The organism is Streptomyces sp. NPDC058051, assembly GCF_042885475.1.
GTDB lineage: Bacteria > Actinomycetota > Actinomycetes > Streptomycetales > Streptomycetaceae > Streptomyces.
In genome coordinates, this window is record NZ_JBHVRW010000006.1 from 251,309 (window position 1) to 271,915 (window position 20,607).

General features: G+C 71.4%; 14 protein-coding genes. 7 read left to right on the forward strand and 7 right to left on the reverse strand.

Annotated elements, in window-relative coordinates:
- Window positions 1-8 precede the first annotated feature (8 nt).
- Window positions 9-875 carry a phosphotransferase enzyme family protein gene (locus ACFVUT_RS13025; protein ID WP_389651738.1) on the forward strand — a complete coding sequence of 289 codons (867 nt, stop codon included), beginning with the start codon at window positions 9-11 and terminating at the stop codon, window positions 873-875.
- A gap of 489 nt (window positions 876-1,364) precedes the next feature.
- Complete coding sequence (locus tag ACFVUT_RS13030) at window positions 1,365-2,864, forward strand: S1 RNA-binding domain-containing protein (protein WP_389651735.1); 1,500 nt, start codon at window positions 1,365-1,367, stop codon at window positions 2,862-2,864.
- Window positions 2,865-2,874: 10 nt separating this feature from the next.
- On the opposite strand, the gene ACFVUT_RS13035 is transcribed toward ACFVUT_RS13030, so the two are convergent.
- Together ACFVUT_RS13035 and ACFVUT_RS13040 are read right to left on the reverse strand one after the other, a co-directional pair.
- Complete coding sequence (locus ACFVUT_RS13035; RefSeq protein ID WP_389651732.1) at window positions 2,875-3,588, reverse strand: 3'-5' exonuclease; 714 nt, start codon at window positions 3,586-3,588, stop codon at window positions 2,875-2,877.
- Between the two features lie 117 nt (window positions 3,589-3,705).
- Window positions 3,706-4,938 carry an SAV2148 family HEPN domain-containing protein gene (locus tag ACFVUT_RS13040; protein ID WP_389651729.1) on the reverse strand — a complete coding sequence of 411 codons (1,233 nt, stop codon included), beginning with the start codon at window positions 4,936-4,938 and terminating at the stop codon, window positions 3,706-3,708.
- Window positions 4,939-5,294: 356 nt separating this feature from the next.
- Between ACFVUT_RS13040 and glgX the strand changes: the two genes are divergently transcribed.
- Both glgX and treY read left to right on the forward strand, forming a co-directional pair.
- Entirely contained in the window at window positions 5,295-7,466 is a 2,172-nt protein-coding gene (glgX, locus tag ACFVUT_RS13045) for a glycogen debranching protein GlgX (RefSeq protein ID WP_389651725.1), read from the forward strand.
- A 163-nt stretch (window positions 7,467-7,629) separates the two neighbouring features.
- Complete coding sequence (treY, locus tag ACFVUT_RS13050; RefSeq protein ID WP_389651722.1) at window positions 7,630-10,026, forward strand: malto-oligosyltrehalose synthase; 2,397 nt, start codon at window positions 7,630-7,632, stop codon at window positions 10,024-10,026.
- A 148-nt stretch (window positions 10,027-10,174) separates the two neighbouring features.
- On the opposite strand, the gene ACFVUT_RS13055 is transcribed toward treY, so the two are convergent.
- Entirely contained in the window at window positions 10,175-11,038 is an 864-nt protein-coding gene (locus ACFVUT_RS13055) for a LysR substrate-binding domain-containing protein (RefSeq protein WP_389652307.1), read from the reverse strand.
- 211 nt (window positions 11,039-11,249) lie between these two features.
- On the opposite strand from ACFVUT_RS13055, the gene lpdA reads away from it, so the two are divergent.
- A complete protein-coding gene (gene lpdA / locus ACFVUT_RS13060; protein ID WP_389651719.1) occupies window positions 11,250-12,683 on the forward strand; it encodes a dihydrolipoyl dehydrogenase in 1,434 nt (477 codons plus the stop codon).
- Between the two features lie 152 nt (window positions 12,684-12,835).
- On the opposite strand, the gene ACFVUT_RS13065 is transcribed toward lpdA, so the two are convergent.
- Window positions 12,836-13,402 (reverse strand): FHA domain-containing protein, encoded by a 567-nt coding sequence (locus ACFVUT_RS13065; RefSeq protein ID WP_389651716.1) that lies wholly within the window; start codon window positions 13,400-13,402, stop codon window positions 12,836-12,838.
- A 168-nt stretch (window positions 13,403-13,570) separates the two neighbouring features.
- On the opposite strand from ACFVUT_RS13065, the gene ACFVUT_RS13070 reads away from it, so the two are divergent.
- The gene (locus ACFVUT_RS13070; RefSeq protein ID WP_389651713.1) at window positions 13,571-14,554 is read left to right on the forward strand and encodes a GNAT family N-acetyltransferase; all 984 of its coding nucleotides are present in this window, start codon (window positions 13,571-13,573) and stop codon (window positions 14,552-14,554) included.
- Between the two features lie 142 nt (window positions 14,555-14,696).
- Here ACFVUT_RS13070 and ACFVUT_RS13075 read toward each other — a convergent pair whose 3' ends face one another.
- Together ACFVUT_RS13075 and ACFVUT_RS13080 are read right to left on the reverse strand one after the other, a co-directional pair.
- A complete protein-coding gene (locus ACFVUT_RS13075; RefSeq protein ID WP_389658843.1) occupies window positions 14,697-15,827 on the reverse strand; it encodes an alpha-L-fucosidase in 1,131 nt (376 codons plus the stop codon).
- Window positions 15,828-15,948: 121 nt separating this feature from the next.
- Entirely contained in the window at window positions 15,949-17,316 is a 1,368-nt protein-coding gene (locus tag ACFVUT_RS13080; protein ID WP_389658840.1) for a GH1 family beta-glucosidase, read from the reverse strand.
- Between the two features lie 245 nt (window positions 17,317-17,561).
- On the opposite strand from ACFVUT_RS13080, the gene treZ reads away from it, so the two are divergent.
- On the forward strand, window positions 17,562-19,379 hold the full coding sequence (treZ, locus tag ACFVUT_RS13085; RefSeq protein WP_389658837.1) for a malto-oligosyltrehalose trehalohydrolase: 1,818 nt from the start codon (window positions 17,562-17,564) through the stop codon (window positions 19,377-19,379).
- Window positions 19,380-19,466: 87 nt separating this feature from the next.
- Here treZ and ACFVUT_RS13090 read toward each other — a convergent pair whose 3' ends face one another.
- Window positions 19,467-20,594, reverse strand: a complete 1,128-nt coding sequence (locus ACFVUT_RS13090; protein WP_389658834.1) for a M24 family metallopeptidase — start codon at window positions 20,592-20,594, stop codon at window positions 19,467-19,469.
- Window positions 20,595-20,607: the final 13 nt, after the last annotated feature.

Genomic DNA, 20,607 nt, shown 5'->3' on the forward strand with positions numbered 1-20,607 from the left:
ATCGGAGCATGAATGAGATGCGTGCGCGCGAGGTGCTGACCGCTGCGGGATTCCCCGGCGGTGCGAAGCTGCTCGCGCTGGGTGAGAACGCGGTGTTCGCCGTGGACGACCTGGTGGTCAAGGTCGGGCGGAACGCCGTGCAGAACCCGGAACTGCGGGACCGGGCCGAGCGCGAAGTGGCCGTCGCTCAGTGGCTGGCCGCCTCCGGTGTCCCCGCCGTACGGGCGGCCGAGCCGGGCGCGCGGCTGGTCGAGGGCCACCCGGTGACACTCTGGCACCGGCTGCCCGATGCCGTACGCCGCGCCGAGCCGCAGGATCTGGCGCCGCTCCTCACCCTGGTCCACGCGCTGCCCGCCCCGGACGGATTCACGCTGCCGCGCCGTGAACTGCTGGGCGGCGTCGAACGCTGGCTGCGGCTCGCCGGCGATGCGATCGACCCGGCCGACGCCGCCTATCTGCGTGAGCGCCGCGACGGCTTCGCCGCAGCCGCGGCGGCACTGGTCCCGCATCTGCCGCCCGGGCCGATCCATGGTGACGCCCTCCCCCGCAACGTCCATGTCGGCCCCGACGGGCCGGTGCTGGTCGACCTGGAGACCTTCTCCGCGGATCTGCGCGAACACGACCTGGTGGTGCTCGCGCTGTCGAGGGACCGGTACGGTCTCCCGGCCGAGGCGTACGACGCCTTCACCGCCGCCTACGGCTGGGACGTGCGCGCCTGGGACGGCTGCGCGGTGCTGCGCGGCGCGCGTGAGACAGCCAGCTGTGCGTGGGTCTCCCAGCACGCGCCGACCGACCCGAAGGCACTCACGGAGTTCCGCCGCCGGGTGGCATCGCTCCGCGACGGGGACACGACGGTGCGGTGGTATCCGTTCTAGTCCCGGTGACTGGCAAACATCGCCGGGAGGGGCATCGGTGCCGCGGCCGGAAGGACTCGCCGCCTCGCGCAGCCCGACACGGCACGGCACCAGGTGCGCTGGCACTCCGGTCGGCCCACCCATCAGGGCCGCGGGATGCCGAGGTCCTCGGGCGCCGGACGTCGGACCGCTCAGCGACCGCAACGAACCGCCGGGCTCCGGGCGCCGGTGACGGCCTCATGCCCCACGGGCGTATGCGCTCCGTCCGGCGCCGCCGCGGATCCGCGCGCCGGACGGGCCCGGGGAACTCAGGCGAAGCGATCGCGTTACTCGCATCGATCGCCGCTGATCGATGCGGCCTGATGCGGCCTGATGCGGCACGCTATCCCCCTTGCAGAAGGTGATCTCGATGGCCATCCTCGAAGGCGGCGATGCGCCGGCCCCCGCCCTACGCTCCCGATCACGAGATCGGCCGCTGAGCGGGCATCGTCAACAACCACGGGGAGCAACGTGCCGCCTTTCGTCCACCGGATCACCAAGTACGACCCTGCCGACCGCGACGAGCACGACAGCTACATCGGCGCTGAGGACTCGACCAGCGACCACGGACCGGTCGAGGCTGCATATCTGCAAGCAATAGCCGCCTTCGCCGAAGACACCGGCATCGACCATCTGGCCATTCGTGAGCCGGGGATCTCCGGCCTTGCCCACTTCGGCTTGGAGCCGGCGATCGACGGCCACGGTCTTGCCGGGCTCTTCCCACCCGATCTCAGCGGGTTCCACGACGGTGCCGAGGTGTCCCTCTCCCTCGGCCTGGAGCTGGTCAGGGTCATGCTCCGCGACAACGGTGCCTGGTGCCGTCTGGCGGTGGAGGACAGGTTCACCGTGCAGGTCGGATGGGACCAGTACGTCTACGTCAGCAGCGACCAGCCCTGCGAGCGCGCCGTTGCCCGCACCCGGGATCTCGGTCTCTTCCCGGAGCCGCTGGACGCCTCGCCCTACGACAAGGACTTCGACGAGCCCGGCGTACAGCGTCCCGCCGACGAGGACTTCTGGGCCCGTCTGCGCTGGTCCGTCGCCATGCGGCACGCAGCGATATTGGAGGAGGGGTACCTCCACAATGCCTCCCGCTGGCATCGCCTCACCGACGGCACCCTCGACTCGGTACGCGCCCGGCTCGCCCCTCGTGCCCAGTTGACCGTCTGGCCGGACCTGTCCACCGATGTCGCAGCGGTCCTCGCCTCGCTTCCCGATGAAGGTCCGGTCGAGTTCCTATGGGAGGACGAGAACGGGACCATCTCCAGCACGACGGCCGACGAGCCCGAGTACAGCGAACTGGCCGCCCAGGTGGCAGGCGCCCGTGCCGCTATGGCCCTGTCCTTGACCCTCGATGAACGCCACCCGCTGTTCACTGCGGTCCTGCCCGACAGCGACGGTGTCCTGCGCGCGCGGTGGAGGACCGAGCCGACGCCGAGCGACCGGAACTGGGCCTTCCTGAAGACTCTCCAGCCTGGGCAGATCTGCACGGGCACGGTCACGGAGATCGCCAGCTTCGGCGTGACCTTCGTGGACATCGGCGGTTTCACCGCGGTGATCAACATTCCCGAACTGTCCTGGCGCCGCATCAATCACCCCTCCGACATCGTCACCGTCGGCCAGGAAATCTCGGCCGAGATCCTCGACGTCGACCTGGTGCGCGAGCATGTGCCGCTGTCCCTGAAGGCATTGCAAGAGGACCCGATGCCGCCATTCGTACAGCAGGTCGGCCAGACGGTGACCGGCGTCGTGACCAAACTTGTACCGTTCGGCGCCTTCGTCCGTATCGAAGACAGAGAGGACGGCCTCGAAGGCCTGGTGCACCTCACCGAGCTGGCCGAAGGACACATGGTTCGGCCCGAGGACGTGGTCCAGGTCGGAGACACCCTCACGGTGAAAATCGTGGACGTCGACCTTCCACGGCGCCGGATCGTCCTCTCCCACCTGCAAGCTCTCGCGCCCGGAGGGGGCTGACCCAACGCGGTCATCGCCTCCGGGGAACGAGCGGCCAGGCCGGCTCGACGACTGCCGACGGATCCGCGGTACGCCGCAGATAGGCCTGCAAAGAGACCGACTGTTCAGCCGCCGCACGCACCTGAAGGTCATGCAGATCCGCCAACGGCATCAGGCCGACGGGTTGATGCTTCTCACCCATGCGTCGCACCACGCGGGCGGCGGCCACGGCATCGGCCCTCGCATTGTGCGCGTCATCGAGCGACACCCCGTAGTGAGCACACAACGCATGGAGGGCCCGCTTGCCCTTCCGGTACTTGTCGATGTGCTTGTCGATCACCAGCGGATCGATGACGGGCGAAGGCACACTGCCCAGCCGCTCGCTGATTGACTCGACCTCGTGCCGCCGACACTCACGGTCCAGCAGTGACAGGTCGTAGCGTGCGTTCATCACCACCAGGGGCGTACCAAGACGCAGCCCCTCGGCGACGGTCTGCGCGATCTCCTCGATGGCGGAAGCAGCCGGCACTCCGTGCTCGCGAGCATGTTCTGTCGAGATGCCGTGGATCGCCGACGCCTGCTCAGGTATCGCCACCCCGGGATTCAGCAGCCAGGTCCGTTCAGCCGAGACGGCCCCTGCCGCATCCAGGCGCACGACCGCGGCCGTCACGATGCGGTCGGTCTCGACGTCGGTGCCCGTCGTCTCCAGGTCGAAGCCGACCAGCGGCTCCAGGTGCCAGCTCATCCCGTACCTCCTTCGTGGTGCCCTCCCCCAGGTGATGACCACCCTCGCACGCACCACTGACAACGGACGGCCGCCCCCTCGGGAACGGCCTTCGCTGAACCGACCCCCGGCACCACCTCAGGAGACGGGCCGTGAATCCGTCCACACGGACTCGAATTCCTCACGGTATGTCTCGAAAAGCCCGTGTTCGTTGTCCTGTCCCGCCCGGACCACCGCGCGCCCGCCGCCCCGCAGGACCAGCACGGGTGCCTCCATGCCGCGTGCGCGCCGCAGATACGGCTGGACGACCCCGACCGCGTCCGTCCCGTCGCCGTCGACCAGGTAGGCCGTGAAGCGCGGCGTCTCGTCGAAGACATGGATCTCGAAGGCGCCCGGATCACGGAGCTTGGAGCGGACCCGGCGCATATGGAGGATGTTCATCTCCACCGACCGGCTCAGCTCGCCCTTCTTGAGACCCAGCTCCCGCTCCCGGCGCTTGACCGCGCTGCTGGCCGGGTTGATGAAGAGCAGGCGGACCCGGCAGCCCGACTCGGCGAGCCGGATCAGTCTGCGGCCGGAGAAGTTCTGCACCAGCAGGTTGAGCCCTATGCCGATGGCGTCGAGACGGCGCGAACCGCCGAAGAGGTCCTCGGCGGGCAGTTGCCGCTGGAGCCGTACCCGGTCGGAATGGACGGAGACCACATCCGCGTACCGGTCGCCGACAAGCTCCTCGACGGCGTCGACCGGGAGCCGGTCGGCCGACGGGACCGCGGCGCCGCTGCCCAGGATCTCCAGGAGCCGGGCCGAGGCGCGCTCGGCCTGGGCGAGGACCGCCTCGTTCAGGGCGCGGTTGCGGGAGACCACATTGCGGGCGACCTCCAGTTCGTCGAGCGCCAGCTCGACCTCGCGGCGTTCGTCGAAGTACGGCTCGAAGCAGGGCCAGTGCTGGACCATCAGCTCACGCAGCTGCGGCAGCGTGAGGAAGCTGAGGACGTTGTCGTCGGCCGGGTCCAGCAGGTAGCCCTTGCGACGGGAGACCTCGCGTACGGCGACGGCGCGCTGCACCCACTCCTGCCCGGCGGGTCCGGCGGCGGCCACCACCCAGTCCTCGCCGTGGACGGGGCCGTAGATGGGCCGGAGCACCGCGGCGACGACGGCGCGCAGCCGCTGCTCCACGAGATTCAGCCAGATGTAGGCGCGCCCGGCGCGCTGGGCGCGTGTGCGCACCTCGCTCCAGGCGTCCGCTCCCCAGTCCAGTTCAGCGCCGATCTCCATGGGTTGCGCCAGCGAGACCGCCCCGGGCGGGGCATCGGTTGAGTCCCCCTCGTGACCTGTGTCACCCGGGGGCAGCTCGAACCCTCCCGAGCTCACCCGCGCACCGCCTTCCACTCCCCCACCAACGATCAAGGAAGGGTACTCCGGGAGCGGGAGCCGGTGCAGCCGGATGCACAGGCTCCTTCCTCAACTCCCGCAGAACACAAGCATGTTCCGGACGGCAAGATCTGCCGTAGTGAGCGGATTCATAGGGATTGACCACCCCGTCCAGGGCTTCATACGGGGCGTATGTCCGGCTCGGGTCACCGGATCGCGGTTCCGGGCGACACGGAGAGGCCCGATGTTGACCGGACCGCGCGACGTCCTAGGTAGCCGCACCTCTTTCGGGGAAGATCTGGCTCAAGCAGCCCGCAAGCCCCAGGCACCCGGATCAGAAGTGGAAGAGTCAACCTATGCAGGTCTGGCCGGGACAGGCGTATCCCCTCGGCGCCACGTACGACGGCGCCGGGACCAACTTCGCGGTCTTCTCGGAGGCCGCCAACCGAATCGAGTTGTGCCTGCTGCACGACGACGGTTCCGAGACGGCGGTGGAGCTGAGAGAGACCGACGCGTTTGTCCGCCATGCCTATCTGCCCGGCGTGATGCCCGGTCAGCGGTACGGATTCCGGGTCCACGGACCGTACGAGCCGGACCGCGGCGCCCGCTGCAATTCGGCGAAGCTGCTGCTCGATCCGTACGCCAGGGCCGTCGCCGGGCAGATCCAATGGGGCGAGGCGGTGTACGGCTATCCGTTCGGCCGGCCCGACGCGCGCAACGATCTCGACTCGGCACCGCACACCATGTCCTCGGTCGTGGTCAATCCGTACTTCGACTGGGGGGACGACCGACGCCCCCGTACGGACTACCACCGCACGGTGATCTACGAGGCCCATGTGAAGGGCCTGACGATGCTCCATCCGGGGCTGCCGAAAGAGCTGCGCGGCACCTACGCGGGCCTGGCCCACCCGGAGGTGATCGCCCATCTGACGGAACTGGGCGTCACCGCGATCGAGCTGATGCCCGTTCACCAGTTCGTCCAGGACCACCGGCTGGTGGACGCGGGTCTGGCCAATTACTGGGGTTACAACACCATCGGATTCTTCGCCCCGCACAACGCGTACGCCTCCTGGGGGGACCGCGGTGAGCAGGTGCTGGAGTTCAAGCAGGCCGTGCGCGCGCTGCATCAGGCCGGAGTCGAGGTGATCCTCGACGTGGTCTACAACCACACCGCGGAGGGCAATCACCTGGGCCCGACGCTCTCCTTCCGTGGCCTGGACAACGCCTCGTACTACCGGCTCGCGGACGACCAGCGGTACTACATGGACACCACGGGGACCGGGAACTCCCTGCTGATGCGGTCGCCGCACGTACTCCAGCTGATCATGGACTCGCTGCGGTACTGGGTCACGGAGATGCATGTGGACGGCTTCCGCTTCGATCTGGCGGCCACTCTGGCGCGGCAGTTCCACGAGGTGGACCGGCTGTCGTCGTTCTTCGACCTGGTGCAGCAGGACCCGGTCGTCAGCCAGGTGAAGCTGATCGCCGAGCCGTGGGACGTGGGTGAGGGCGGTTACCAGGTGGGGAACTTCCCGCCGCTGTGGACGGAGTGGAACGGCAAGTACCGGGACACCGTGCGGGACCTGTGGCGGGGCGAGCCGCGGACCCTCGCCGAGTTCGCCGGACGGCTGACCGGATCGTCGGACCTGTACCAGGACGACGGACGGCGACCGCTCGCCTCGATCAACTTCACGACCTGCCACGACGGATTCACGCTGCACGACCTGGTCTCGTACAACGACAAGCGCAACGAGGCGAACGGCGAGGGCAACCGGGACGGCGAGAGCCACAACCGGTCCTGGAACTGCGGCGCGGAGGGCGAGACGGACCAGCCGGAGATCCTGGACCTGCGCGAGCGCCAGATGCGGAACTTCATCGCCACCCTGATGGTGTCGCAGGGCGTGCCGATGCTGAGCCACGGCGACGAGTTCGCGCGTACGCAGCGGGGCAACAACAACGCGTACTGCCAGGACAACGAGTTGTCGTGGGTGCACTGGCCCGACCCCGACCCCGACAAGGGCGGTGCGGACGGTGCGGGCGGGAACGATCCGGCGGACGGCGACGATCCGCGCAGCGGTCTGCTGGAGTTCACCCGGGCCATGGTCTGGCTCCGCCGCGACCATCCGGTCTTCCGGCGCCGCCGGTTCTTTCACGGCCGCCCGGTCGAGGGCACGCACGACGAGCTCTCGGACATCGCGTGGTTCACGCCCGAGGGCGGCGAGATGAAGCAACGGGACTGGCAGGCCGCGCACGCCAAGGCGCTGACGGTCTTTCTCAACGGCCATGCGATCTCGGAACCGGGGCCGCGCGGCGAACGCATCTCCGACGACTCGTTCCTGCTGATGTTCAACGCCAGCGCCGACACGCTGGAATTCTCCGTTCCGGTGAATCACGGCCGGCAGTGGAGGGTGGTGGTGGACACGGCGCATCCCACCGGGGTCTTCCCCGGCTCGGGGCCGAAGGTGTCGGGTGGCGAACGGGTGACGCTGGTCGGCCGGAGCATGGTGGTGCTCCAGCGGCCCGCGTAGCCCACGGCGCGGGCCCTTCGGGACCGAACGTGTGGGTCCGTGGTGTCCCGGCGGCGCGGGACGGGGCGCGGGGACTCGTCGTACGGCGGTCCGCGACACCGCCGGTCGAGCCGTTTGCGTCGTTCGGTGACACAGGAGGCCGCAGGCTGGGTACGAACCGGGCATGACGCCCACCGCCACCTACCGGCTCCAGCTCCAGCCGGACTTCCCGTTCTCGGCCGCCGGACAGGCCGTGCCGTACCTCGCCGCGCTCGGCGTCTCCCATCTGCATCTGTCCCCGGTGCTGGAGGCCGTGCCCGGCTCCCGGCACGGGTACGACGTCGTCGACCACGGCCGGGTACGCGCCGAGCTCGGCGGCGAGGACGGACTGCGGGAGCTGGCCCGCACGGCGCGTGCGCACGGTCTCGGGCTGGTCGTGGACATCGTGCCGAACCACATGGCCGCCGACCCCCGCCACAACCACGCGTTGCGGGAGGTGCTGCGCGAGGGCGCCGGCTCCCCGTACGCCCGCTGGTTCGACATCGACTGGGCGGCGGGCGACGGCAAGGTGCTGCTGCCGGTCCTGGCCGGACGGATCGGCGACGAGATCGGCAGGCTCCGGGTCGACGGCCGGGTGCTGCGCTACGGCGAGCAGGAGTTCCCGCTCCGCACGGGCACCGCCCACCTGCCGCTGCCCGAGCTGCTGGACGCCCAGCACTACCGGCTCGGCTGGTGGCGCCTGGCCCGCACCGAACTGAACTACCGGCGGTTCTTCACCATCTCGGATCTCGTCGGAGTGCGGGTCGAGGACCCCGAGGTCTTCGCCGCCACCCACGGCAAGATCATCGAACTGGTCCGGGACGGGGTGGTGGACGGGCTGCGCGTCGACCACCCCGACGGACTCGCCGAACCGGCGGCCTATCTGGAACGGCTCTCGGCGGCGACGGAGGGGCGGTGGACGGTGGTGGAGAAGATCCTCGGCCGCACCGAGCCTCTGCCCGCGGACTGGGCCGTGGCGGGGACGACGGGGTACGACGCGCTGCATCGGATCGACGGCCTCTTCGTCGATCCGATGGGCGCCGCGGAGCTGGTCGGCCGTTACCGGGAGTTCGCCGGGCCCGCCGGGGACCGCGGTGGTGACTGGCCGTCGACCGTCCGCCGGGCCGCGTACCGGGTGGTGACGCATGAGCTGGCCGCCGAGACCGGGCTGCTGACCCGGCTCGCCGTTCGCATCTGTGCCGAGGACCCCGCCCTGCGCGACCACGCGCCGTGGACGCTGCACACCGCTGTGCGGGAGCTGCTCGTACGCCTGCCCGTCTACCGCCCGTACACGACAGCCGGCGGGCCCTGCACGCAGGCGGCCCGAGCGGCGCTGCCGGATTCGGCCGTACGGGACGCGAAGGCGATGTTCTCCGTTCCGGAGGAGGCGTCGGCCGTCGACGTCGTGCGGGATCTGGCGCTCGGCCTGCTGGGGGAAGGGCCCGACCGGTCGGCGTTCTGCGTGCGGTTCGCCCAGACCGCGTCGGCGTTGCGCGCCAAGTCGGTCGAGGACACGGCGTACTACCGGTACGTACCGCTGATCTCGGCGAACGAGGTGGGCGGCGATCCCGGGCAGCCGGGGGTGGCGCCGGAGGAGTTCCACGCGTTCGCGGCCCGGCTGGCGCGCGACTGGCCGGCCACCGGCACGGCGCTGACCACCCACGACACCAAGCGGAGCGCCGACGTGCGGGCCCGGATCGCGGTGCTGACCGAGTGTCCGGAGCAGTGGTCCTGGCTGCTGGTGGAGCTGGGGCGGGTGACTCCCGCCACCGCACCCGATCCGCAGCTCGCCTGGCAGGCCTGGCAGACGGCCGTCGGCTGCGCGGCGCTGCCGGTCCGGGAGATGGCGGCCCGGCTGGAGCCCGCGCTGCTGAAAGCGGTCCGCGAGTCGGCGCTCTTCACCGGCTGGACCGAGCCCGACCCCGCGTACGAGCGAGCGGTGACGGACTTCGTCGCCGCGGGGCCGGCCGCCGGCGAGGGTCCGGTGCGCGAGGCGCTGGAACGCTTCGCGAGCTCACTCGCCCCGTACGTACGGGCCAATGTCCTCGGCGCGGCGCTGGTGCAGCTGACGATGCCGGGCGTGCCCGATCTGTACCAGGGCACGGAACGGGAGTACGCGGCGCTGGTGGACCCGGACAACCGGCGGCCGTTCCGTACCCCGGACAAGGACGCGGCCCGCGGTGAGAAGGAGCGGCTCACCGCGGTGGCGCTGCGGCTGCGGCGCGAACGGCCGGAGGTGTTCGGTGAGTCGGGCACGTACACCCCGCTGAGTGCCCACGGCCCGGCGGCCGCGCACTGCCTGGCGTTCTGCCGCTCCGGCGAAGTGGTCACGGCGGTGACGAGGCTGTCGCTGCGGCTGGCCGAGTCGGGCGGCTGGCACGGGACGGAGCTGACGCTGCCGGACGACGGACCGTGGACCGATCTGCTGTCGCCCGGCCGGAAGTTCACCGACACCGTGGTCCCGCTCGTCGAGCTCTTCGCCGAGCGTCCGGTGGCACTCCTCGGCCGGGCCGGACGAGAAGGGCCCACGGACCGTGTGTGAGCAGCCCGGTGCCGACCGGGCGGAGTCCCGTCCGCCCGGCGGAGCCGGCGCGTGGCGTCGGGCGGGGCACGCCGCGTGCGGGCCCGGCCCGAAGCTCTGGAGCCGGTGACGGATTGCCGGACAGTCCGGGGACGGCCCGGGGCAGCGCTTACGGCCAGGTCGCTTCGAGCAGGTCCGTGAACGCCGCGGCGGCACCCGTCAGCTCGACGCGGGAGAAGACGGCCAGCCGACGCCGCCAGGGCGGGTCGACGCCGAGGATCGCACAGTCCTCGCCGACCGCGCCCCGGACGACATGGGCGGGGGCCGTGGCGACTCCGACGCCGGCCGCGGCCATCCGCACCGCCGTCGACGTGTGCTCGGTGCGCACCGCCGTCCGGGGGGTGAATCCGGCCTGGCCGCAGGCCCAGTCGAGGAAGGGCTGTCCCTGCACGGAGGGTTCCATCGCGCAGCGCACCCAGGGCCGGTCGGCCAGTTCCCTGAGCCGGACGGAGGTACGTCCGGCGAGCCGGTCGTCGAACGGGACCACGAGCACGATCTCCTCCTCACCTACCGGGACGACGGGCCCCTGCCAGTGCGCCGGCGGCGGGCCGACGGCCAGGTCGGCGATGCCGCGTTCGAGCTGTTCCTCCAGGGCCTGTGTGGTGGCGTACTCGTGCAGGACGAGTGCGACCCCGGGGTGCGCCCGGCGCCAGCGCGCGAAGACGTCCGGGAGGATCCCGACGGCCACCGCGTGCACCGTCGCGATGTGCAGCTCGCCGCCCTCCGCCCCGGCCGCCGCCCGGGCCGCGCGCGCGGCCTGGGCGGCGCTGCGTACGGAACGCTCGGCGTGCGGCAGGAAGGCCCGGCCCATCGGGGTCAGGCGCACGCCGCGCGGCAGCCGTTCGAGCAGGGCGCCGCCGACGGTCTTCTCCAGGGCCTTGATCTGGTGGGACAGCGCGGGCTGGGTGACGTGGAGGAGTTCGGCTGCCCGGGTGAAGGACGCCTCCTCCACGACCGTGACGAAGTACTCCATCTGCCGCAGACTCACCGCGCCGCCCTCCCGTGAACCGTTGCCGCGAAGGCGCCCGTGGACCGTTGCCACGGACGCCCCACGGACCCTTGCCCGGACGCCTCGTGGACCGTGGCCGTCGAACGTCCTGCGGACCGTTGCCATGAAGATTGTGCATCGGATCCACAGAAACATTGCCTTGGACTCATGACGAGGCCGGGCGGAGGCTGGGCTCATGACACAGCCCCAGGAAGAGAAAGAGAACCGGACCGAGACGGACGTGCTGGTGATCGGTGGTGGCACCGGCGGGTACTCCACGGCGTTGCGGGCCGCGGCCCTCGGTCTGCGGGTGGTACTTGCGGAACGTGACGCGGTCGGCGGTACCTGTCTGCACCGCGGCTGCATCCCGAGCAAGGCGATGCTCCACGCGGCCGAACTCGTGGACGGCATCGCGGAAGCCGGGCAGCGGTGGGGGGTGAAGGCCACGCTGGACTCGGTGGACTGGCCCGCGCTGGTCGCCACCCGGGACGACATCGTGGCGCGCAACCACCGGGGTGTCGTGGGGCATCTGGGGCACGCGGCGGTCGACGTGGTGTACGGGAGCGCCGAGTTGACCGGTCCGCGCAGTGCCCGGGTCACCGGCCGCGGTGAGATCGTCGCCCGCCGCGGCATCGTCCTCGCCACCGGGTCGCGGCCGCGCACGCTGCCGGGCCTGCCGGCCGACGGGCGCCGGGTCGTCACCAGTGACGACGCGCTGTTCGCGCCGGGGCTCCCGAAATCCGTCCTGGTGCTGGGCGGAGGGGCGATCGGTGTCGAGTACGCCTCGTTCCACCGGTCGATGGGCGCGGACGTCACCCTGGTGGAGGCCGCCGACCGGCTCGTGCCGCTGGAGGACGTCGACGTGTCGCGCCATCTGACCCGCGGTCTGAAGAAGCGCGGGATCGATGTGCTGTCGGGGGCACGGCTCTCGGACGCGGCGGTGCTGGGCGACGGAGTGCTCGCGACGGTCCGCACCGCGCGCGGCGAGACGCGCACGGTGCGGACCGAGCGGCTGCTCGTCGCGGTGGGGCGGGAGCCGGTGACGGACGGGCTCGGTCTCGCGGCGGCCGGTCTGGCCGCCGACGACCGCGGTCATGTGGCGCCCGCCGACTGGTCCCGGTTCGAGACGTGCGTGCCGGGCATCCACGTGGTGGGCGATCTGCTGCCGCCGCCCTCCCTCGGGCTGGCCCACGCCTCCTTCGCCGAGGGCCTGTCGGTCGCCGAGACGCTGGCCGGTCTCCGACCGCCCGCAGTGGACTACACGGCCGTTCCCCGGGTGACGTACTCGTCCCCGCAGACCGCCGCGGTGGGCCTGACCGAGGCGGAGGCGCGTAACGCCGGGCACGATGTCACCGTCGGGACCACGCCGCTGACCGCCGTGGCCAAGGGCATGGTGCACGGTCAGGGCGGCATGGTGAAGGTCGTCGCCGAGCGGGGTGGCCGCGTGCTGGGGGTGCACCTCGTCGGCCCGCACGTCTCCGAGATGATCGCCCAGAGCCAGCTGATCGTCGGGTGGGACGCCGAACCGGCCGATGTGGCTCATCACATCCACGCCCACCCGACACTGTCCGAGGCGGTCGGTGAGGTCTTTCTCGCTCTCGCCGGCCGTGGTCTCCATCAGCGGTCCTGAGGGGACCGGCGAGGAGGAATCCCGAGCCTGGCCTCGCCCCGGGCGCGGGATGCGGGGACGGGCTCGTCCCAGGCACGGGATACGGGACGGGCCGTCTCAGACACGGGATACGGGACGGGCCGTCTCAGGCACGGGATACGGGACGGGCCGTCTCAGGCAGGAGGTCCCGGGACGGGCGCGGAGAGCCGGAAGCTCATCCATCCGAAGCTCACCTGGTCGCCGTCGCGGACCTGGACCGTGCCGATGACGCGCTGCCCGTTGACGCACGTGCCGTTGGTCGAGCCGAGGTCGCGCAGCAGCCAGAGGTCGCCCTGCGCGGTGAGTTCCGCGTGGAGCCGGGAGACCGTCTCGTGGTTGAGCCGCAGCCCGTTGCCCGGATCGCGGCCGATCAGCAGGGGGTGCGGACTCGGGGCGGGCAGCAGGAGCTTCGGGAGCCGTTCCGTCTGCCAGACCCGGCGCACCCGGCCGGGAAAGCCGGACACCCCGCCGACGACCCGGAGTATCCGTCGTGACCAGCGGCCCTCACCCTCCAGGTCGGCGGTGAGCGCCTCCAGCTCCTCCGAGCGGCGGGCGGTGAGGGCCAGTTCCATCCGCCGCATGAAGGTGTCGTGGGACAGCTTGCCCTGGGCCGCGCCGTCTCTGAGCACGCCGAGGACACGGTCGCGCTCGGCGTCCGAAAGCCGCGCGGGGTACGTGTGGAACTCGAAGGGAGACGTCACGCGGTCAATTGTCGTGCCGGGCGCCCCGGGGTGTCCAGAACAACCCCGCTTCCGTCCCCTTCCCTGACCTGCGCGGAACCACCGCCGCGGAATTCACGGGCGGCTCCGGGAGGAGGTTGCTACCGTCTCCCGCTGCGGGCGGTGCGCCGATCGGCGGCCGCCCTCTGTATGCCTCAAGGAGAATTTGTGACCCGTGCACCACAGGAATTGACCATCCGTCCCCTCACCGGTCCGCAGGAGCTAGGACTGTTCCGTCAGCTGTCGTACGTGCTCGATCACGAGCTCGCCGAGGACCTGGAGAGCGGGCGTCGCCGTCCGGAGTGGATGTGGGTGGCGCTGCGCGGCGAGCATGTGGTGGCGCGAGTCGCCTGGTGGAGCCGGGACGGCGACGCACCTATGTTGCTCGACTTCTTCGACCTCGACGACACCCTGCCCGAGCCCGAACGCGGCGAGGCCGGGCTGCGGCTGCTGGAGGCCGCGACGTCAGCGGTCGTGCCCGCCGGGGCACCGCGCCCCGAGTACGGACGCTTCGTCCCGCCCGACTGGCGCGAGGACCCGGCGGCCCGCGATGTCGTCGAGGCCCGGATCCGGGTCATGGAGCGCTCCGGTGCGCGGATGCTGGTCGAGCGGCTGCGCCTGGAGTGGCGGGCCGGTACGCCGGTCCCGACGGACAGCGGCCGGCTGCGCTTCCGCCCCGTCGACGGCCGGGAGGACCTCCTCCCGCTGATGACACCGGTGATGGAAGGCACGCTCGACGCCCACGGCCGCGCCGACCTGGCGTCCGGTCTCAGCGCCCGCGAAGCGGCCGAGAAGCACTACGACGAGGAGCTGGCGGAGTACACGACTCCGCGGGAGTGGTGGCGCGTCGCCGAACTCCCCGACGGCGAACCGGTCGGGTTCGTGATCCCGGCACGCAACAGCTACAACCCGATCATCGCCTACCTCGGTGTGCTGCCTGCCCATCGCGGTCACGGCTACATCGACGACATCCTCGCCGAGGGCACCCGGGTGCTGGCCGCGCAGGACGGCATCGTCAGGATCCGGGCCGCGACCGATCTCGGCAACGTCCCGATGGCCAGGTCCTTCGAACGCCTCGGGTATGTGAACTTCGAGCGCGCCTTCGACATGGTCTGGGACGCTCCCCAGGGCTGAGGCCGCCGCGGTACGACATGGTTTCCCCGGTCGGCGGCGGCGTTCCGCTGCGGCTCTCCGCAGCGGAACGCCGCCCGCCGCCACGCGTCGGCGCCGACCCGCCCCGCACGGTCTCTCGCCCCGTCCCGCACCGACCGGCGCGTCAGCCGGGTACGCGTGCGTCCGGGGCGCGGTCGCGGGTGAGTTCCGCCAGCCAGTCCAGGCGGAGCCGCTGCTCGGCGGGGATCGTCGCGTCCTCGCCGCGCGGTCCCACGTTGAGCAGCAGGTTGCCGCCCTCGGACGCCGTCTCGCGGACCAGCGAGTCCAGCGCGTCGCGGCCGAGGAACGCCTCGGGCGGGGAGTTGCGGTTGTAGCCGAAGCTGTGGTCGATGCCACGGGTGATCTCGTACGGGTCGGGGCCGGTGTAGCGGGCGAATTCGGGTGTGCGGAAGTCGTAGTACGGGGGTTGGCGCGGCACGAAGCCCTCGCCCTGGGCGATGGTGCGGCGCTCCCAGCGGTCGTACAGGGCCTTGGCACCCGGCAGTCGCAGTGCGCGCCACATCGGTGCGTACGGGAACAGCCGGTCGTTGACGACGCCGTGCGGGACGGTGAAGCGGTAGTACTCGACGAGCCGCTGGATGTCGGTGAGGGAGCCGGGCCAGGCGATGTCGTTCCAGAGGATGTCGGGGCGGTAGCGGCGGATCAGTTCGCGCATCTGGGCGCCCGCGTACGCGGGATAGCCGCCGCGGGGCACGGCCGAGACGGTGTCCGCGCCGGTGCCGATGGGACGGTCGTCGAAGGTCCAGTCGAGACCGCCGGAGTAGTAGACGCCGAAGCGCAGCCCCTCGGCCCGTACGGCATCGGCGAATTCTCCGACCACGTCGCGCGAGGTGTGCCAGCCGGCGCGGTGCGGGTTGGTGATCCCGGAGGGCCAGAGGCAGAAGCCGTCGTGGTGTTTGGTGACGAGGACGGCGTAACCGGCGCCCGCGGCGCGGAAGCTGCGGGCCCAGGCGGTCGGATCCCAGGTGTCCAGGGCGTCGTTGAAGTCGCCCCCGAACGCGGTGTACGGGCGGGTGCCGTAGGTCGCGCGGTGGTGGGCGGAGACCGGGCTGCCGGGGAAGCGGAGCGCGTTCTCGTACCACTCGGCGTACGACGTCCAGCCGAGCGGCGAGCGGCGGCCCGCCAGGGGCAGCTCGTCCGGGGGAACGTACGGCGGGGCCCAGCCCGGTACGGAGGCGGGCGTCCAGTGCACAAAGATCCCCAGTCGGGCCCGGGACCACCAAGAAGCAACCATGGCGCGAAGTATTGATCACACCGGGGGCTGTTCGTAAGGTCCCCTCTCCGGGCGCGGTGCCTGACCCTGCGCCGACGGCCGGCGGCCGGTGCTCCCCCAGGGTGCGGTGCGGCGGATCGGGTCAGCGGGCCGAGCCCCCGGTACCGGCCTTCTGCGTACGGATCAGGTCGCGGTACCAGGCGTAGGAGTCCTTGGGCGTCCGGCGCAGTGTCTCGTAGTCGATGTGGACCAGGCCGAACCGTTTGCTGACGCCCTCGGTCCATTCGACGTTGTCCGTGAGCGACCAGGTGAAGTAACCGCGGACGTCGACGCCCGCGTCCATGGCCGACCGCAGGGCCCGGAGGTGCCCTTCGAGATAGGCGATCCGGCGCGTGTCCCGGGCCGGCTCGTCGACGGCGCAGCCGTTCTCGGTGATGAAGAGCGGGGGGAGCCGGTCGCCGAAGCGGTGGTGGAGCTGGACGAGGGTTTCGCGCAGGCCGTCGGGGACGACGGGCCAGCCGAAGTCCGTCTTCTCGTATCCCTGTATCTCGCGGATGCCGAAGGGGAGTTCGGCGGGCATCCCGAAGCCGGAGAAGGAGCCCAGGGCGTTCGCGTCGGGCGCGCCGACGAGGGTCGGGTTGTAGTAGTTGACGCCGTACCAGTCGAGCGGGGTGGAGATGGTCGCCAGGTCGTCCTCGACCGGGCCCGGCATCAGCGCGGCGAAGTTCTCGTCGGGGTAGCGGCCGGTGAGGATCGGGTCGGCGAACATCCAGTTGGTGATCGTGTCGTACAGGTCCGCGCCCAGGCGGTCCTCCTCGGAGTCCCCGGCGGTCCAGACGGGGGTGTGCGAGACGGCGACGCCGATGGCGTCGGCGCCCGCGCCGCGCAGCGCGCGCACGGCCAGGCCGTGCGCGAGGAGCTGGTGGTGGGCGGCGGGCAGGGCGTCGAAGAGGAGAGTGCGGCCCGGTGCGTGCTCGCCGAGTGCGTAGCCGAGCAGCGTCACCTCGGCCGGTTCGTTGATGGTGATCCACATCGGGACGCGGTCGGCGAGCCGTTCGGCGACGATGCCCGCGTACTCGGCGAAGCGGTAGGCCGTGTCCCGGTTGAGCCAGCCGCCCGCCTCGTCCAGCGGCAGCGGGGTGTCCCAGTGGTAGAGGGTGGGGGCCGGTGTGATGCCGTGGGCGCAGAGTTCGTCGACGAGGCGGTCGTAGAAGTCGAGTCCCTGCGGGTTGACGGATCCGCTGCCGCCGGGCACCACGCGCGGCCAGCTGATGGAGAACCGGAAGGCGTCGGCGCCGAGGCCGGCCAGGAGCGCGACGTCTTCGCGGTAGTGCTGGTGGAAGCCGGTCCCGCGGGTGGTGTCGGTGCCGTCCTTGATCCGTCCCGGCTGTGCGGCGAAGGCGTCCCAGCCGGAGGGCCCCTTCCCGTCGGTGTCCGTCGCCCCTTCGGTCTGGAACGCGGAGGCGGAGGCTCCCCAGAGGAAACCGGGCGGGAACGGCGGCACAGTCATCTCGGCCTCCACAGCCGTCAGAGGAAGGAAGTGTGAATCGGGGGGCACGCACGTGGTGGGGAGTGCGTCAGGGAGTACGTATCGAGGGGTGCGTATGGAGAAGTGCGTATTGAGCGGAACCTTGCCGGGCAATGATCAGAACCAGACCTTAATCGCCAGTAACGGGCTCGATCCAGTGTCGCGAGTCAGTCGTCGCGGCTGATGCCGACCATGGGGCACGGGGGCGAGGAGACGAGGAGCGTTGCATGCTGTTCGAGGTATGGGCACCGGATGCGGACTCGGTCGAACTGCGGCTGGCGGGTGTGCCCCGGGCCATGGGGCCCGATCCCGTACGGGCCGGGTGGTGGACGGCCGAGGCGGAGGCTTCGGACGGGGACCGGTACGGCTTCGCGCTGAACGGGGGCGAGGGTCGCGGGACCGGGGACGGGACAGGCGGGGGCGAAGGGGCCGGGACCGGTGGGGCCGTGCTGCCCGATCCGCGCTCGCGCCGTCAGCCTGACGGACCGGACGGTGAGAGTGCCGTCGTCGACCACTCGGCGTACGTCTGGCGCGACGACTGGGCGGGCCGGGGGCTGCCGGGCGCGGTCCTGTACGAGCTGCACATCGGCACGTACACCCCCGAGGGCACCTTCGACGCCGCGGCGGCCCGTCTCGGCCACCTCGCCGAACTGGGCATCACCCACGTGTCGCTGATGCCGGTCTGTCCCTTCCCCGGCAGAAACGGGTGGGGGTACGAGGGGGTGTCGCTCTGGGCCGTCCACGAGCCGTACGGCGGCCCGGAAGGGCTCAAGCGATTTGTCGATACAGCGCACGGTCTCGGGCTGGCGGTCGTCCTGGACGTGGTGCACAACCACCTGGGCCCGTCCGGCAACCATCTCCCGTCCTTCGGACCGTACTTCACCGAGACCCATCACACGCCGTGGGGTGCGGCGGTCAATCTCGACGCCCCCGGTTCGGACGAGGTGCGGGCGTATCTGCTGGGCAGCGCGCTCGCCTGGCTGCGCGACTACCGGCTGGACGGGCTGCGGCTGGACGCGATCCACGCCCTGGCCGACACGCGGGCGCTGACCTTCCTGGAGGAGCTGTCCACGGCGACCGACGCACTCGCCGCGGAACTCGGCCGTCCGCTTTCGCTGATCGCCGAGTCCGACCTCTGCGACCCGCGGACGACGACACCGCGCGACTCCGGCGGCATCGGCCTGCACGCCCAGTGGAACGACGACTTCCACCACGCCCTGCACTGCGCGCTGACCGGTGAGTCCCAGGGCTATTACGCGGATTTCGCCGCCGCGCCGCTGGCCGCCGTCGCCAAGACCGTGACGAGTGCCTTCTTCCACAACGGTACGTACTCCAGCTTCCGCGGCCGTACCCACGGCCGGCCCGTCGACATCGCCCGCACGCCCGCCCACCGGTTCGTGGGCTACGCCCAGACGCATGACCAGATCGGGAACCGGGCCCTGGGCGACCGGCTCGCCGCCACCCTCTCCCCCGGTCTGCTGGCCTGCGCCGCGGCCCTCGTGCTGACCGGGCCGTTCACCCCGATGCTGTTCATGGGCGAGGAGTGGGGCGCCCGCACCCCGTGGCAGTTCTTCACCGACCACACCGATCCGGCGCTCGCCGAGGCGGTCCGCAGGGGCAGACGGCGCGAGTTCGCGGCGCACGGCTGGGCGGCCGACGACATTCCCGACCCGCAGGACCCGGCCACCCGGGACCGCTCCTGTCTGGACTGGAGCGAACCGTCGCGGGAGCCGCACGCCCGCCTGCACGCCTGGTACCGCGAACTGATCGCGCTGCGCCGCACCCTGCCCGACCTCTCCGACCCGGATCTGGCATCGGTGCGCACCGCCCACGACGAGCGGGCGCGCTGGCTGGCGTACCGCAGGGGAGATCTGCGGATCGCGGTCAACCTGGACGAGAAACCGGCCGCGATCCCGCTGGGCGGCGGACGGCGCCGGGGAGCCGGGGGCCGGGTGGTGGCCGCGTGGGAGCCGGTGGAGGCCCCGGACGGCGACGGGCTGCTGCACCTGCCGCCGGAGTCGTGCGTGGTACTGGCCGACGACTGAGGGCCCGTCAGCCGTGGGGTGCGTCCAGCGCCGAGGGGTGCGGCGCGACCGGGCGGGGCGCACCTGCCGGGGCGCGCCCGGGCACGGCTACTCGACGATCGCCATCTCCCGTGCGGTGCTGTTGAGGCGCCGGCCGCCGTCCTCGGTCACGGTCACGATGTCCTCGATCCGGACACCGAACCGGCCCGGCAGATAGATGCCCGGCTCCACGGAGAAGCACATCCCGGGCACCAGCGGCTGCTCCTCGCCCTCGATCATGTACGGCGGTTCGTGGGTGGTGACGCCGATGCCGTGGCCGGTGCGGTGGATGAAGCGTTCGCCGTAGCCGAACTCGGTGATGACGGCTCGGGCCGCTCGGTCGATGTCCTGGCAGGCGACGCCGGGCCGGACCGCGTCGCAGCCCGCCCCCTGGGCCTCCCGCACGATGTCGTGGACCCGCTGCTCCTCGGCGGTGGGCTCGCCGACGTGGACGGTACGGGAGGTGTCGGAGCCGTAGCCGTGCTTGAGACCGCCGAAGTCGAGCACGACCATGTCGCCCCGCTCGATGGTGCGCTCGCCCGCCTCGTGGTGCGGATTGGCGCCGTTGGGACCGGAGCCGACGACGGTGAAATCGACCTGGGAGTGCCCGAACCGCTTCAGCAGATCGGCCAGGTCGGCGGCGATGTCGGTCTCCTTGCGGCCGGCGAACCGCACCTTGAGGATCTCGCCGTACGTGGCGTCGGCGGCGGCACCGGCGGCCGCGATCCGTTCCAGCTCGGCGGCGTCCTTCACCGCGCGCAGCATGGGCAGGGCCTCGGTGAGGGAGACGTACGAGGTGTCCGGGAGCGTCCGCTGGAGCCCGAGCAGATGCATCGCCCAGGCGTTGTCGCTGACGGCGAACCGGCCCCGGCCGTCGAGCAGTGGGGCGGTGACGGCGTACGGGTCCTTTCCGTCGGTCCAGTCCCGGAGGGTGAGAGCGGGCGCGCCGACGGCCTTCTCGGCGTCGGGGGCCTCCAGGGTCGGGACGACGAGGACCGGGTCCGCGCCCGGTGTGAGGACGAGGACGGTGAGGCGCTCGGTGTTCACGGGCTGGTAGCCGGTGAGGTGCACGAGATCGGGGCCGGGGGCGACCAGAACTCCTGCGAGCCCGGCCGCGGCGGCGCCCTCGGCGGCACGCGTCATCCGGGCCCGGTAGTCGTCGGCGGTGAACGGTGCGGGCTGGTTCGGGCTGGACATGCGGACCTCCTGG